Raw genomic sequence first — 15109 nt, 5'->3', positions numbered from 1 at the left:
CGATGCGACGCCGCTACTCGGCGAACATCGTCTTGAGGATCCAGAGCAGGCGCAGGATCTCGATGTAGAGCCAGACCAGGGAGACGGTCAGACCGAAGGCGAACTGCCAGGCGAACTTCGCCGGGATCCCCTCCTGGACGCCCTCCTCGATGCCGCGGAACTCGATCGCGAGCGTCAGCGCCGCGATGACCACGAACACCAGGCTGACCCCCAGCCCCAGCAGGGTGGGCTCACGCAGGCCGAGACCGCCGGCGATGAAGAAGCTCAGCACGAAGTTGACCAGCATCAGGGCGGCGGCGCCGAGCACCGCGAAGCCGACGGCCTTGACGAAGCCGTCGGTCACCTTGATGACCCGGAACTTGTACAGCGCCAGCATCACGGCGAACACGGCGACGGTGCCGACCACGGCCTGGGAGACCAGGGAGGCACTGGCACCGGCGTCACCGGTGCTCACGGCCAGCTGCGCCCCGAGCAGGGCGGAGAAACCGCCGACGAGGAGGCCCTCCAGGGCCGCGTAGGTGAGGATGAGGCCGGGGTTGGTGCTCTGCTTGAAACCGATGACCAGGCCGAGGACAAGACCGCCCAGGGCCCCGACGATCGTCAGCAGCAGGGCCAGGCCCGGGCTGAAGCTGAAGAGGAAGTAGTTGACGACGCCGAGGAGGGCGACCACCCCGAGCGTCATGCCGGTGCGCACGACGACGTCGTCGATGGTCATCGGCTGGGCGTCGGCGCCCTGGACCGGAGCCGCGGGGTATCCGGGCTGCGGGTATCCGGGCTGTGCGTAGCCCTGCTGGGGGTATCCGGCCTGGGGGTACGGCTGCCCGTAGCCCGGCTGACCATAACCCTGCTGGGGGTATCCCTGCTGCGGGTACGGCTGCCCGTAGCCCGGCTGGCCGTAGCCGCCGGCCCCGGACTGCTTGAGCGCCCGCTTGAGGACGGGGTTGGAACTCCGCAACCTCATGTCTCGTCATGGCCTTTCACGCGTCGTTTGCTGCCCACAAAGTAACGTATCGGGCCTCCGGCGGGTTCCCGTGGCAGGTCACCATTGCGACACGGGACGGGACCGGCGCCCCGAGGGGACACCGGCCCCGGACCACGCGTCCGGACGGTCAGTTCCGGGTGATCACCGACCGCGCCATGAACAGGACGTTGGCCGGACGCTCCGCCAGCCGGCGCATGTAGTAGCCGTACCACTCGTCGCCGTAGGGGACGTAGACGCGCACGCGTTTGCCCTCGGCGGCCAGCCGCACCTGCTCGGTGTCGCGGATGCCGTAGAGCATCTGGTACTCGTAGTCGTCCGAGGAGCGGCCGTTGGTCTTGGCCAGCTCTCCGGCGATGGCGACCATCCGCGGATCGTGCGAGGCCACCATCGGGTAGCCGTCACCCTCCATGAGGATGCGCAGGCAGCGCACGTACGCCTTGTCCACCTCGGCCTTGTCGCGGTAGGCGACGGAGGCGGGCTCGTCGTAGGCGCCCTTGCACAGGCGCACACGCGAACCGGCGCCGCTGAGGTCGCGGCAGTCGGCCTCGGTGCGGTACAGGTAAGCCTGGAGGACCGCGCCCACGGACGGGAAGTCCTGCCGCAGCTCGCGCAGGATGCCCAGGGTGGAGTCGGTGGTGGTGTGGTCCTCCATGTCCAGGGTCACCGTGGTGCCGATCGCGGCGGCGGCCTCGGCGATCCGCCGGGCGTTGTCCAGGGCGATCTTCTCGCCGTCCCTGTTGAGGAACTGACCGACCGCCGACAGCTTGACCGACACCTCGGCGCGCCCGCCCAGACCGGCCTCGCCCAGGGCGGCCAGCAGGTCCTCGTAGGCGGTCACCGTGGCGGTGGCCTGAGCCAGGTCGGTGGTGTCCTCGCCCAGGTAGTCGAGCGTGACGTAACGGTCGCTGGTCAGGTCGGCGACCGCGGGCAGCGCCGAATCAAGGGTGGCGCCGGCGACGAACCGGGAAACCAGGCCCCGGGTGACGGGCGTGCGCTCGACGATCGTGCGGCAGGTCTTGGACCTGGCGGCGAGCAGCAGGGACTTACGAAGCATGGAGACCTCGAAGAAGACGTGCGCGAGCCAGTGGGCAGGCGCGGACTGCGGTGACTGCCGGAGATGACCGGCCGTACCGGTGAACTCCTCAGGGGGTGTGGCCCGTCCCGCGCCACCGGGTGGCGGCGCGGGACGGTGCCGGACCGTGCGGGATCGACCCGACTAGTCCATGTGCGGGTAGGAGGAGGTCGTCGGAGCGACGAAGGTCTCCTTGATGGCGCGCGGGCTGGCCCAACGGGACAGGTTCTGCGCCGAACCGGCCTTGTCGTTGGTGCCGGAGGCGCGGCCACCGCCGAACGGCTGCTGGCCCACGATGGAGCCGGTCGGCCGGTCGTTGATGTAGAAGTTGCCCGCGGTGAAGCGCAGGGCCTCGGTGGCCTTGGCGACCGCGGCGCGGTCCTTGGCCAGCACGGCGCCGGTCAGCGCGTAGGCGGAGCCCTGGTCGACGATCTCCAGGACCTCGTCGAACTTCTCGTCCTCGTAGACGTGGACGGCGACGATCGGGCCGAAGTACTCGGTACGGAACACGTCGTGGGAGGGGTCGGTGCCCTCGATGACGGTCGGGCTCACGAAGTAGCCCACGGAGTCGTCGGCCGTGCCGCCCGCGATGATCGACAGGGTCGGGTCGGCCTTGGCGTCCTCCAGGACCTTGGCGAGTTTGTCGAAGGCGCGGCGGTCGATGACGGCGCCGACGAAGTTCGACAGGTCGGTGACGTCACCCATCTTGATCGCCTCGACCTCGGCGACGAGGTCGTCACGGACCTGCTCCCAGACGGAGCGGGCGACGAAGGCGCGCGAGGCGGCCGAGCACTTCTGGCCCTGGTACTCGAAGGAGCCGCGGACGATCGCGGTACGCAGGACCTCCGGGTCGGCGGAGGAGTGCGCGACGATGAAGTCCTTGCCGCCGGTCTCACCGACGATGCGCGGGTAGCTCCGATAGTTGGAGATGTTCTCGCCGACGCTCTTCCACAGGTGCTGGAAGGTGCGGGTCGAGCCGGTGAAGTGCACACCGGCCAGGTCCGGGTCGTTCAGGGCGACGTCGGAGACGGCCAGACCGTCGCCGGTCACCATGTTGATGACGCCCGGGGGAAGGCCGGCCTCCTCCAGCAGACGCATCGTGAACTCGGCGGCGAACTGCTGCGTCGGGGACGGCTTCCACACGACCACGTTGCCCATGAGGGCCGGGGCCGTGGGCAGGTTGCCCGCGATGGCGGTGAAGTTGAAGGGCGTGATCGCGTAGACGAAGCCCTCCAGCGGCCGCTGCTCCATGCGGTTCCACACGCCGGGGACGCTCAGCGGCTGCTGCTCGATGAGCTGCCGGGCGTAGGAGACGTTGAAGCGCCAGAAGTCGATGAGCTCACAGGCCGAGTCGATCTCCGCCTGCTGCACCGTCTTGGACTGGCCGAGCATGGTGGCGGCGTTGATCGTGGCGCGCCACGGGCCGGAGAGGAGCTCGGCGGCGCGCAGGATGATGGCGGCGCGGTCGTCGAAGGACATCGCGCGCCAGGCCGGGGCCGCGGCCTTGGCGGCGGCGATCGCGTCGCGGGCATCGTCGTGGGTGGCGTTGCCCATGGTCCCCAGGACGGACGAGTGGCGGTGCGGCTGCACGGCGTCGATGCGCTCGCCTCCGCCCATGCGACGCTCGCCGGCGATGTACATCGGCAGGTCGATGCTCTCCCGGCCGAGTTCGTCAAGCTTGGCCACGAGCTCGGCGCGCTCCGCGCTGCCGGGCGCGTACGACAGAACGGGCTCGTTCTTCGGCAGCGGGACGTTGGTCACGGCGTCCATGGGCACCTCCCTGGAAAGTCTGTCCCTGTTCTACGCAGGGTTGATCTGATTCAACGCTCTCAGAACCGACGTGTGGGATCCTTGTGGGACAGGCCACTCTTTGCCATGCTTATTTGTCCAGTAGGACAAAATGGTACGCATATGAGCACAGACTCCCCACTTACCGGACCGATCCGCCCCGGAGACGACGAACCTCGCCTTCCCACCGCGCATCCCGGCGTCATGCCTGGTCACCTCGGTGCGCCCGTGAGCGAGGGGACGGGCATCCCGCTGCGGCGGCTGCTCCTCGTCGTCGGTGACCCGATCATGGACGTCGCGGCGGCTCCCGCCGGCCTGGATGTTCAGGTGGACAACGTCGTCATCCTCGACCCGGAGGACCGCGCGGAGGCTCGGTCAGGTGATCTCGTCCTCCTGATCGGAGCCCGGGGCGGGGCCGCCCGACGTCTCGTACGGACGCTCGCCGATCGGGGCGCGACGGCCGTGGCGGTCAAGACGAGCGGCCACTCGGCGGAGGAGGTGCTGCCACCGCCCGCGGGTACGCGCGGGGGCCGGCCCTACCGGTCCGGGGGCAAGGACGAACTGGCCGCCTTGCGCGCGGAGGCCCAGGACGCCGGGATCGCTCTGCTCGCCGTGCGGCCCGAGGTGCGCTGGGACCAGTTGCAGTCGGTGTGCCAGAACATCGTGGACGACGCCCGGCCGAGCAACCCCGACGACCTGGGCGAGACCTCCGGCGACCTGTTCTCCATGGCCCAGACGATCGCGCGCCTGACCAACGGCCTGGTGGCCATCGAGGACTCGGCGAGCCGGGTGCTGGCCTACTCGTCCGGCTCCGAGGTGGACGAGCTGCGCCGTCTGTCGGTCCTGGGCCGTCGGGGCCCGGAACCGTACCTGGCGCTTCTGCGGGAGTGGGGGGTGTTCACCAAACTCCGGTCCGGCGAGGAGGTCGTGCGGATCGATGAGAACCCCGAACTGGGCATCCGCCGACGCCTGGCGGTCGGCATCCACGCCGGACGCCAGCCGCTGGGATCGATCTGGGTCCAAGAGGGGTCCGAGCCGCTGGCCGAGCACGCGGAGGAGGCGCTGCTGGGCGCCGCGCGTACGACCGCGTTGCAGATGATCCGGCAGCGCACCCAGGCCAGCGCGGGGCTGCGTCTGCGCGAGGATCTGCTGTCGAGCCTGCTGGAGGGGCGGATCGACGCCAGCGCGCTGGCCGACACGGTGGAGGTCCACACCGACCGGGGCGCGCTGGTCGTGGCTTTCTCCCTCACTCAGCAAGCGGTGTCGGCCGGGGACACCGAGGCCGAGGAGCACGCGGAGCGGCCCGAGCCGCCCGACCGGCCCGAACGCGAACTGCGCCGCCGCCAGCTCATCGACCTGGTGTCGGTGCACACCGCCGCCTACCGGCGCAGTGCCCTGGTGACCGAACTGGGCGGCCGGGTGTACGTGCTCCTGCCCGACCTCGTGCGCGGCCGTGAGGGGTGGCGTGGCGTGGAGCAGTCCGTGCTCACGCTGACCCGGAAGACGGTCGCGGCCGCCCGGGCCGCCCTGGACCTGGAGGTTCAGGCGGCCGTGGGGTCGTTGGTGGAGAGGCTGGGAGAGGTCCCCGACTCCCGGGCGGAGGCCGACCGGGTGCTGGACGCGATGGGCCGTGACCTGGACCGGGGCCTGGACTGGGAGGTGGCGACCATCTCCGACGTGCGTTCGCGGGTGCTGATCAGCGAGACCCTCGCCCATCTGCGGGAGGATCCGTCGTTGCGTGACCCGCGGGTGAGTCGTCTGATCGAGTACGACCGGTCGGGCGGCGCCGATCTGGTGAACTCACTCCTCGCCTACCTGGAGGCCTTCGGTGACGCGCGATCGGCCGCCGAGCGGCTGCACATCCACCCGAACACGCTGCGGTACCGGGTGCGGCGGGCCGCGGCGGTGAGCGGTATCGACCTGGGTGACCCGGGCGAGCGTCTGTTCACCCAACTCCAATTGCTGATGGAGCACCACGGCCCGGCGCGCCCCTCATCATGAGGAACCGAGCCGCCGGCGAGGAACGAGCGACAGGCGCCGCCGAGGATGAAGAATCCCGGTTCCGCGCGCTCCGGGCCGAGCCTGCGAGGCGACGAGCACGAAGAAAGCACGCGAGGGGCGTACCGGGTTCTGCAGGAGGAGCCGAGCCGCCGACGAGGAACGAGCGACAGGCGCCGCCGAGGATGAAGAATCCCGGTTCTGCACGCCCCGAGCCCCGACGCGAGGCAGCGAGCGCGTAGAAAGCACAGTACCCCCGGTCGGACTCGAACCGACACTTGTGACCCTTTTAGGGGGCCTGCCTCTTCCATTGGGCTACGAGGGCGAGCCCATCATACCGGCCGGGGTGATTGCCCACTTTGGTTCAGCTTGGCCGGATGGGGACACGAAACGACCGGCTTCCCCGGGGAAGCCGGTCGTTTCGTGCGCATACGGGACGAACCGGTGTCAGCTGACGCGGCGCAGGCGACCGTCCTGGACGATCTGCGGCTCGCTGGCCTCCTCGAAGGCCTGGCGCGGCTCGACCATCTCCGGAAGCGCGGCGAAGTCGCGGCGCAGGAGGAAGGCGAGCGTCCAGTCGGCCAGCACCCGCATCTTGCGGTTGAAGGTCGGGACCGCGTACAGGTGATAGGCACGGTGCGCGTACCAGGCGAGGCGACCGTTGAGCTTGACCTTGCCGAAGAGCTGGGCGGCGCCCTTGTGCAGGCCGAGCCCGGCGACGGCGCCAAGGTTCTTGTGGCGGTAGGGCTTGAGCTTGCCGCCGCGCAGGGTGGCGATCACGTTGTCGGCGAGCACCGGGGCCTGGCGGACGGCGTTCTGGGCGTTGGGCGGGTAGTAACCGCCGTTGCCGTCGGGCACCTGGGCGTTGTCGCCGCCGGCGAAGGCGTTCTCCACACCGTTGACGGTGAGGTTCTCGCTGGTGTCGACGTGACCCTTGGGGCCGAGCGGCAGGTCGCTGGCGGCGACGACCGGGCTGGGCTTGACGCCGGCGGTCCACACGAGCGTGCCCGCGTCGAACTCGGTGCCGTCGCTGAGCTTGATGCGCTGGTCGACGGCCGACTCCAGGAAGGTCTCGAGCCGGACGTCGATGCCGCGCTGGCGCAGCTGGTTGAGCGCCTTGGTGCCGACCTCGGGGCCGACCTCGGGCAGGATCTTGTCGGCCGCCTCGATGAGGTAGAACCGGACGTCCTCGAGACCGATCGAGCTGTACATGCGAACCGCGTCGCGGACCAGGTCCTCCAGCTCGGCGATGGCCTCGGCACCGGCGAAGCCGCCGCCGACGAAGACGAAGCGCAGCGCCTTGGCGCGGATCTCCTCGTCGTCGGTGGAGTCAGCGATGGCGAGCTGGTTGAGGACGTGGTTGCGGAGGTAGGCGGCCTCCTCCACGGTCTTGATGCCGATGCCCCACTCGGCCAGGCCCGGGATGGGCAGGGTGCGCGAGACCGCGCCCGCGGCCAGCACGATGTGGTCGTAGCGGATGGTCTCGGGCTCGCCGACGTTGGGTTCGTAGCGGACGGTGCGCTCGGCGTGGTCGATGCGCACGACGCGCCCGCCCAGGACACGGACCCGGTCGAAGACCTTGCGCAGGGGAACCACCACGTGGCGCGGGGAGATGTTCCCGGCCGCGGTCTCGGGCAGGAACGGCTGGTAGGTCATGTAGGAGTTCGGGTCGATGACGGTGATACGGGCCTCACCGGAACCCAGCTTCTTCTCCAGCCGCCTCGCGGTGTACATCCCGAGGTAACCGCCGCCGACGATGAGGACGTGCGGGATCTCCGCCTCGTCTCCTCCGCCGTGCACCAGTCGGTAGTTCCTGCTCTCGGTCATCGCATATCCGCCCTAACGGTGTCCTGTGGCGCCCTTGCCCAGGGTCGCGAAGAGTGTTCGTCCTTCGGTCGCCCCGGCCGTAACATCCGGTCGGATCCCTGGTGGGAGCCTTGGGGTGTTACGACCCTGTTGCTTGTGCATTCTTTCACAAGCACCTGCCGACAGAGAAGGTTCACAGCCGTTCACCTTCCGACCACTTTACGACCCGCACTCATGGAGTTTGCGCAGGTCAGAGTGGTTGTGAATGCTTTCACAAGCTTTCTCCGGGTGACGCGTCTCACCCGGAGGAGCAGGTCAGGGGCCTTGCAGCCCCCGACCCACGTATGCCTGAAGCCCTACACGACCAGACTCCAGGCGACACCGTCGAGGATGTCGTGCTCACTCGCGGTGAAGTGGTCCGCGCCCGTGCGCGCCAGCACCCGGGACAGCACCAGGGCCCCCGCACCGATCACGTCCACCCGGCCGGGGTGCATGACCCCGATCCGCGTCCGCTCATCGTGGGTGGAGGCAAGCAGTTCGGCGGTGATCCGGTCCAGCTCCGCGACGTCCACGCGGGTGTGGTGGATCCGCTCGGAGTCGTACTCGGGCAGGTCGAGGGCGATCCCCGCGACCGTGGTCGCCGTCCCCGCCACGCACACGACCGAACCCGCCTCACGCAGGGGGACGACCTTCTCCACCTCGTCGAGCGCGGCCTCGATGTCCGCGGTGGCCGCCGCGACCTGCTCGGCCGTGGGCGGGTCGTCGCGCAGGTGCCGCTCGGTCATGCGCACACAGCCGATGTCCACCGACAGCGACGCCCGGACGAGCTCACCGTCCGGACCGCCCTGGCCGCCGAGGACGAACTCGGTGGACCCGCCGCCGATGTCGACCACCAGGAACGGCGGGGTGAACCCGTCGTCCTCCGCCTCGGCCTCGAACTCGGCGGTGGCACCCACGAAGGACAGCTCCGCCTCGTCCAGCCCGGTGACGACCTCGGGTTCGACACCGATGATCTCCCGAACGCCGTCCACGAACACCTGGCGGTTGCTGGCGTCACGCGTGGCGCTGGTGGCCACCATGCGCACGGCGTCCGGTCCGAGTTCGATCCCGTGCGCCCGGATCGCCTCGGCGTACCCGCGCAGCGCATCGAACGTGCGCTCCAGGGCCCGGGGCGCGAACGCCCCCGTCTCGTCGACACCCTCGCCCAGGCGGACGATCTCCATCCGCCGGTCGACGTCGATCACCTCGACCTCGTCGCCGTCCACGTGCACGACCTCGGCGACCAGCAGTCGAATCGAATTGGTTCCGCAGTCGATGGCCGCGACACCGCTCATGAAACGTCCTCTCCCTCGGGCGCGTCCTCATCGACACACACGCATGGTCCCCGGTCCCACCAGTCCGGGAGTTCCTCCAGGGCTTCGGCGCCGAACGGGTTGGTCCCCGGCGCCGCCAGCTCGTGGGCGACCAGGGCGTGCAGGCACTTGACCCGGGTCGGCATGCCACCGGTGCTCTGCATGCCCTCGGGCAGCGGCTCGACACCGTCGGCCCGCGCCTGTTCGGCCCGCTCGGCCAGGTAGGACTCGTGCGCCCTGGTGTAGGCGGCCTGGAGCTCGGGGTCCTCACCCAACCGCTCCTGCATGGCGCGCATCCGGCCGTCGTTCTCCAGCCGGCCGATGGCGGAGGCCGCTCGTGGGCAGGTCAGGTAGTACAACGTCGGGAACGGCTCGCCGCTCTCCAGCCGCGGCGCGGTGCGGACCACGTCGGGCAGGCCGCACGGGCACCGGTGGGCGACCGCGCGCACCCCGCGCGGCGTACGGCCCAGCTGACGTTCGATGGCGGCGACGTCGCGTGCGGAGACCTGGCCCTGCGGCCGGTCGGCGCCCTCGCGCGCGGCGTCCTCGTGGTGCCCGGGGGCGGGCTGATCTGCGGAAGTCATGACGGGTTCAGCATAGGCCCGCCCGTCACCCTCCACCGCCCACGGGGCGCTTCGCGCAAGAGGTGGGCACCCTCAACGGACGGCCTCCGGCCGACCACACCACCCACTTCGTCACCCTCCACCGCCCACGGGGCGCTCAGAGCCCCGCGTCGGGCTGGGGGCTGTCGGCCTCCACGACCGAGCGCCACAGGGTCTCGAACCACGGCTCCGAGGGCGGCGACTCGCGTCCGTCCTCGTCCTCGTCCTCGGGGCTGATGACGATGTAGGTGGTCTCATCGGGGTACTGGTAGTGCAGGCGGGTACGCGCCTCGCGCTCCACGTACTCGTCCCGGGTGAGCTGGTCCTCACGCTCCTGGAGATCCCGCACGCTCGCCTCCATGCGAGCCCGGTCCTCCTGGAGCTCGGCGATCTGCGAGCGTTGCAGGACGTACTCGCGCAACGGGTAGGCCAGGCTGAGCGCGATCACGCCCACGACCAGGGCCAGGATCGCCGCGCGGCTGGTGAGCATGGGCCGCACCCGGCGGGTGCGGCCCCCACTCGTCGCCGGTGCCCCCGCGTCCCGGGCAGCCCTCTCGGTGGACCCGTCGGCTCTGGTGGCCTTCGTCGTCTTTGGGGGCTGCTGTTTGGGTTCGCGGGACACTGGGGCAGACTAGCCGCGGTTGGCGAACCTCGGGAAGGCCGACACGCCCGCGTACACGGCGGCGTCGGCGAGCTCGTCCTCGATCCGCAGCAGCTGGTTGTACTTCGCGACACGCTCGCTGCGGGCCGGGGCACCGGTCTTGATCTGACCGGCGTTGGTGGCCACCGCGATGTCGGCGATGGTGGTGTCCTCGGTCTCACCGGAGCGGTGGCTGATCATCGCCGTGTAACCGCTGCGCTGGGCGAGGCTGACCGCGTCCAGGGTCTCGGTCAGGGTGCCGATCTGGTTGACCTTCACCAGCAGCGAGTTGGCGGTGTCGGCGTCGATGCCGCGCTTGAGCCGCTCGGGGTTGGTGACGAACAGGTCATCGCCGACCAGCTGCACCTTGTCGCCCAGCTCGGAGGTGAGGCGCTTCCAGCCCTCCCAGTCCTCCTCGTCGAGCGGGTCCTCGATCGAGACGAGCGGGTAGTCGGCGACCAGCTCGCCGTAGTAGGCGGCCATCTCCTCGGACGAGCGCGGCTTGCCCTCGAAGGTGTACACGCCGTCGGAGTACAGCTCGGTGGCGGCCACGTCCAGGGCGAGCGCGATGTCCTCGCCGGGGGTGTAACCGGCCTTCTTGATCGCCTCGACGATGAGGTCGAGGGCGGCGCGGTTGCTCTCCAGGTTCGGGGCGAAGCCGCCCTCGTCACCCACGCCGGTGCCCAGGCCGTGGGCCTTGAGGACCGACTTGAGGGAGTGGTAGATCTCCGCGCCCCAGCGCACGGCCTCGGAGAAGGTGGCCGCGCCGATCGGCGCGATCATGAACTCCTGGATGTCGACGTTGCTGTCGGCGTGCGCGCCACCGTTGAGGATGTTCATCATCGGCACGGGCAGGACGTGCGCGTTCGGCCCGCCGATGTAGCGGAACAGCGGCAGCCCGGCCTCGTCGGCGGCGGCCCTGGCCACGGCCAGCGAGACGCCGAGGATGGCGTTGGCGCCGATCCGCGACTTGTCGGGCGTGCCGTCCAGGTCGATGAGCGCGCGGTCGATGAGGCGCTGCTCGTCGGCGTCGATGTTCTCCAGCGCACCCGCGATCTCGTCGTTGACGGCGGTGACGGCCTTGGTCACGCCCTTGCCGCCGTAGCGCTCGCCACCGTCACGCAGTTCGACGGCCTCGAACTGCCCGGTGGAGGCACCGCTGGGGACACCCGCGCGCGCGAAGGTGCCGTCGTCGAGCAGGACCTCGACCTCGACTGTCGGGTTGCCCCGGGAATCGAGGATCTCCCGCGCCTGTACTGACTCGATGGACGCCACGGTCACTCTCCGTATCTTGGTTGGTCGGACCACTGGTTCTGGACCCGACACGAGGGTAGCGACCCCGCCCCCGGCGCCGCGCGCCCACCCGGCCGGATTGGTCTACTCCACATCCTCGGCGGGCGCCGCCCCCGCCTCCAGTGCCGCCAGCGCGCACGTGACGGCGTGGTCCCCCCGGGAGCGCGCGTCCATGTCGGGGCGGAGGACGGCGCGCGGCCTCACCGCCCTGTGCCACTCACCGCGCGGGGAGCTCGCACAGGCGCTGTTCGGCCTGCCCTCGGACGAGGACACGGGCATCGACCGCGCGACCCCCGAGAAACAACGGCGCATGCCGCGCGAGCACTTCTCCGGCGCGGGCTGGGAGACCGGCCGGCCGCTCGACGCGCCCGCCTCCGTCTGAGGTACGCCGCGGCCCGCCACCGTTCCGGCACGCCTTACGCCCATCCGACAACGCGTGTGCCTATAGTGCGAGAACACGACGAACCTCCCCTCTTCCGGCCGGGCGCGGGCGCTCCGACGGGCGCCCCGCCCCTCACGTGGACGGCGGGACGGCACGACGACATGGGCAACCCCGAGGCAGAGACGAACGGCTCCGACCTGGCGTTCGCGCCCGTCCGCCAGAGATCGGCGGAGCTGCGCCTGCTCGTCCCCGCGCTGGTGGCCGGCGCGTCCGGGCTGGTCGCCGCCTCACTCGCGCTCACCGGGGAGGTCGACCCGTCCGTCACCCTCGCCATCGTCGTGGTCAGCGCGTGCGCGGTCGCCCTGCACGTCCTCATGCGGTTCCTCGCCCCCTACGCCGACCCCGTGCTCCTGCCGGTGGCCACGGTCCTCAACGCACTCGGCCTCACCATGATCTGGGCGCTCCAGATGGCCAAGGCCGAACCGGGGCACGGCGACACCGACCGGCAGCTGTTGTGGACCGTGGCGGGAACGGTGCTGTGCGGAGCCACGATCGTCCTGGTGCGCCGACCGCGCCGCCTCACCATGTACACCTACGTCATCGCCGTGGCGGCCCTGCTGCTGCTCCTGCTGCCGCTCTCACCCCTGGGGATCGAGGTGCTGGGGGCGCGCCGGTGGATCGGGATCGGACCGTTCACCATGCAGCCCTCGGAGTTCGCCAAGGTCCTGCTCGTCATCTTCCTCGCCTCCTACCTGGGGCGACAGCGCACCGTGATGTCCCTGGTGACCCACACGGTCAAGGTCGGCCGGGTCAAGGTGTTCAGCGTCCCGCGCGCCCGGGACCTGGCCCCCATGGCGGTGGGCTGGGGAATGGCGATCCTGCTCCTGGTCGGCACCCGGGACCTGGGCACGTCGCTGCTGCTCTTCGGCACCTTCCTCGCCGTGCTGTACGCCGCGACCGGCCGCAAGTCATGGGTGGCCATCGGACTCATCGCCTTCTCCGCCGGGGCCTACGTCGCCTACCTGCTGTTCGGGCACGTACGCAACCGCGTGGAGATCTGGCTCAACGCCTTCGACCCCGAGGTCTACGGACGTCCGGGGGGCAGCTTCCAGGTGGTCGAGGGCATGTTCGCGCTGGCCAACGGCGGCGTGCTCGGCACGGGCTTCCACGAGGGCTTCGCCCAGGAGGTCTTCGCCGCCGACAGCGACCTCGTCCTGGTGTCGGTCGGCGAGAAACTGGGGCTGACCGGACTCATGGCCGTTCTGGTCCTGCTGTTCCTGCTCGCCGAACGCGGCTTCCGGATCGCGCTGGCCTGCCGCGACGTGTTCCTCAAGCTCACCGCGCTGGGCTACGCCTTCCTCCTCGCCTTCAACGTGTTCATCGTCCTGGGCGGCGCCACCCTGGTCATCCCGCTCACCGGGATGACCACGCCGTTCCTGTCGGCGGGCGGATCGGCGCTGATGGCCAACTGGGTGATCATCGGACTGTGGCTGGTGATCAGTGAACACGCCCGGCGCCCTCAGGCGACCTTCAGTGAGGGCCTCGCCCCGGGCGACGCCTCGACCGAGATCATCGACGTGCGCCGGGTGCCGCGCCGCCCGCGCCGGGACGAGGGGTGAGCCGCCGCCCCGCGGGGGACGGCGGCCCGTCCGGATCAGGTGAGGAACGTGATGCACAGCGAGGCGACGACGAAACCGAAGAACATCACCACCGCCGAATAGCCCAGGACGCTGCCCGCCCGCAGTCTGGTCAGCGCGAGCAAGGGCAGCGCCCAGAACGGTTGGATGCCGTTGGTGAGCTGGTCGCCCATCGCCACCGCCATGACGCCGACCCCCGGGTCGATGCCCAGGGACTCCGTGGCCCCGATGACCACGGGCCCCTGCACCGCCCACTGGCCCCCGCCGGAGGGCACCGCGAAGTTGACCAGGGCGGCGCTGGTCATGGCCCAGAACGGGTAGCTGAACGGCGTCGCGAAGGAGACGAAGGCCTCGGTGACGACCGCCAGCAGCCCGGAGCTCGCCATCATGCCCATGATCCCCGCGTAGAAGGGGAACTGGATGATCACGGCGGAGGCGTTGCGCGCCCCCTCCGCCGCGGCCGCGGAGTAGCCCGCCAAGGTGCCGTGCAGCCCCAGTCCCGCGATGAGGAAGGTGAAGTTGAGCAGGTTGATGTCCATGCCCACGACACCACCCCTGACGAGCGCGGGCACCAGGTACACCAGCCCCACGGCCACCACCAGGTAGACCAGCAGGCGGCTGTGCATCAGGCGCTGCGCGGGGGACAGCTCCCGGACCGCGGTCGCGGTGGCCGCCCCGCCCGTGCCGCCCCCGGCCGCGCCACCGGCACCGGAGGCGCCGCCGTCAGCGTCGGCGTCGGCCTCGATCTCCTCGCTGTCCCGCGACCTCGGGTGCATGCTCATCAAGAGCAGCGGCGCCCCGATCAGCATGGCCGCGAGGAAGACCAGGTTGAACGGTTGGAGGATGGTCTCGGTGAGCGGAATCAGCCCGACCTGCTCCTCCAGGAAGTGCCCCGGGGTGTTGACCAGCAGCGGCGCCGACCCGGACAGACCGCTGTGCCAGACCATGAGGCCGACGTAGCCGCCCGCCGCCACGAGCGGGAAGTGCACCCGAACGCCGCGCTCCCGGCAGGAGCGCGCGACCTCCACGGCCAGCAGGGCACCCGCGATCAGGCCCAGCCCCCAGTGCAGCGTGCCCAGCAGGGCGGCGCCCAGCGCGGTGACCGCGACCGCGGAGAGCGGGCCGCGCGTGCGGCCCGCCACCCAGCGGATCGCCCGTCCCGCCGGCGGCGAGGAGGCGAGCGCGTACCCGGTGACCAGCACCAGAGTCATCTGCATGCCGAACTGGAGGAGATTCCAGAACCCGCCGTACCAGTCACCGACCAGTTCGAGCGGGGTGCGGTCGGTCAGGCCCAGGGCCAGGCCGAAGACGAGGACGGACAGGAAGACCGCGAACACGAAGGCGTCCGGCACCCAGCGGGTGCTGAACGCGGCGAGGACGTTTCCGAATCGACGCATGACGCTCCCATCGTCGGGCGTCCCCGGCCCGGGAGAACGGGGGAGTCCGGGCCCGGGGGTGCGCCCACACCGGAGCACTGTGTGCCATGCGTCACATGCGGGTCAAGCCTCGTTCCACCCGCTTTCCGGCACCGGGATATGTCCGTCGGACACACCCCGC

The 15109-nt window shown here is 70.4% G+C and carries 12 protein-coding genes and 1 tRNA gene; 3 read left to right on the top strand and 10 right to left on the bottom strand.

The window, feature by feature from the left end:
* Positions 1-13: 13 nt before the first annotated feature.
* From KIK06_RS27730 to pruA, 3 genes are all read right to left on the bottom strand, one after another.
* Positions 14-961: a Bax inhibitor-1/YccA family protein gene (locus KIK06_RS27730; RefSeq protein ID WP_268645666.1), complete on the bottom strand. Its 948-nt coding sequence runs from the start codon at positions 959-961 to the stop codon at positions 14-16.
* 148 nt (positions 962-1109) lie between these two features.
* Entirely contained in the window at positions 1110-2036 is a 927-nt protein-coding gene (locus KIK06_RS27725; protein ID WP_017598054.1) for a proline dehydrogenase family protein, read from the bottom strand.
* A gap of 162 nt (positions 2037-2198) precedes the next feature.
* On the bottom strand, positions 2199-3824 hold the full coding sequence (gene pruA, locus KIK06_RS27720) for an L-glutamate gamma-semialdehyde dehydrogenase (protein ID WP_017598053.1): 1626 nt from the start codon (positions 3822-3824) through the stop codon (positions 2199-2201).
* A 222-nt stretch (positions 3825-4046) separates the two neighbouring features.
* Between pruA and KIK06_RS27715 the strand changes: the two genes are divergently transcribed.
* Positions 4047-5843 carry a PucR family transcriptional regulator gene (locus tag KIK06_RS27715; protein WP_268645665.1) on the top strand — a complete coding sequence of 599 codons (1797 nt, stop codon included), beginning with the start codon at positions 4047-4049 and terminating at the stop codon, positions 5841-5843.
* Between the two features lie 248 nt (positions 5844-6091).
* Here KIK06_RS27715 and KIK06_RS27710 read toward each other — a convergent pair.
* From KIK06_RS27710 to eno, 6 genes are all read right to left on the bottom strand, one after another.
* Positions 6092-6165, bottom strand: a tRNA-Leu gene (locus tag KIK06_RS27710).
* 122 nt (positions 6166-6287) lie between these two features.
* A complete protein-coding gene (locus KIK06_RS27705; RefSeq protein ID WP_017598051.1) occupies positions 6288-7667 on the bottom strand; it encodes an NAD(P)/FAD-dependent oxidoreductase in 1380 nt (459 codons plus the stop codon).
* Positions 7668-8002: 335 nt separating this feature from the next.
* Entirely contained in the window at positions 8003-8980 is a 978-nt protein-coding gene (locus KIK06_RS27700; protein ID WP_268645664.1) for a Ppx/GppA phosphatase family protein, read from the bottom strand.
* Positions 8977-9582 (bottom strand): DUF501 domain-containing protein, encoded by a 606-nt coding sequence (locus KIK06_RS27695; RefSeq protein ID WP_268645663.1) that lies wholly within the window; start codon positions 9580-9582, stop codon positions 8977-8979. Before KIK06_RS27695 ends, KIK06_RS27700 begins: the two co-directional genes overlap by 4 nt.
* A 136-nt stretch (positions 9583-9718) precedes the next feature.
* Positions 9719-10090, bottom strand: a complete 372-nt coding sequence (locus KIK06_RS27690; RefSeq protein ID WP_017598049.1) for an FtsB family cell division protein — start codon at positions 10088-10090, stop codon at positions 9719-9721.
* Between the two features lie 141 nt (positions 10091-10231).
* Positions 10232-11515: a phosphopyruvate hydratase gene (gene eno / locus KIK06_RS27685; protein ID WP_026127506.1), complete on the bottom strand. Its 1284-nt coding sequence runs from the start codon at positions 11513-11515 to the stop codon at positions 10232-10234.
* A gap of 97 nt (positions 11516-11612) precedes the next feature.
* On the opposite strand from eno, the gene KIK06_RS27680 reads away from it, so the two are divergent.
* Both KIK06_RS27680 and KIK06_RS27675 read left to right on the top strand, forming a co-directional pair.
* On the top strand, positions 11613-11915 hold the full coding sequence (locus tag KIK06_RS27680) for a hypothetical protein (protein WP_268645662.1): 303 nt from the start codon (positions 11613-11615) through the stop codon (positions 11913-11915).
* Positions 11916-12076: 161 nt separating this feature from the next.
* Complete coding sequence (locus KIK06_RS27675; protein WP_268646223.1) at positions 12077-13534, top strand: FtsW/RodA/SpoVE family cell cycle protein; 1458 nt, start codon at positions 12077-12079, stop codon at positions 13532-13534.
* Between the two features lie 35 nt (positions 13535-13569).
* Here the strand turns inward: KIK06_RS27675 and KIK06_RS27670 are convergent, their stop codons facing one another.
* On the bottom strand, positions 13570-14949 hold the full coding sequence (locus tag KIK06_RS27670; RefSeq protein ID WP_268645661.1) for a short-chain fatty acid transporter: 1380 nt from the start codon (positions 14947-14949) through the stop codon (positions 13570-13572).
* Between the last annotated feature and the right edge of the window lie 160 nt (positions 14950-15109).

Origin of the sequence: Nocardiopsis sp. EMB25 (assembly GCF_026797795.1) — a bacterium.
In the GTDB taxonomy this organism is placed as follows: domain Bacteria; phylum Actinomycetota; class Actinomycetes; order Streptosporangiales; family Streptosporangiaceae; genus Nocardiopsis; species Nocardiopsis lucentensis.
Note: the sequence above shows the minus strand (reverse complement) of the source record. Positions and strands in the feature narration are given on the sequence as shown.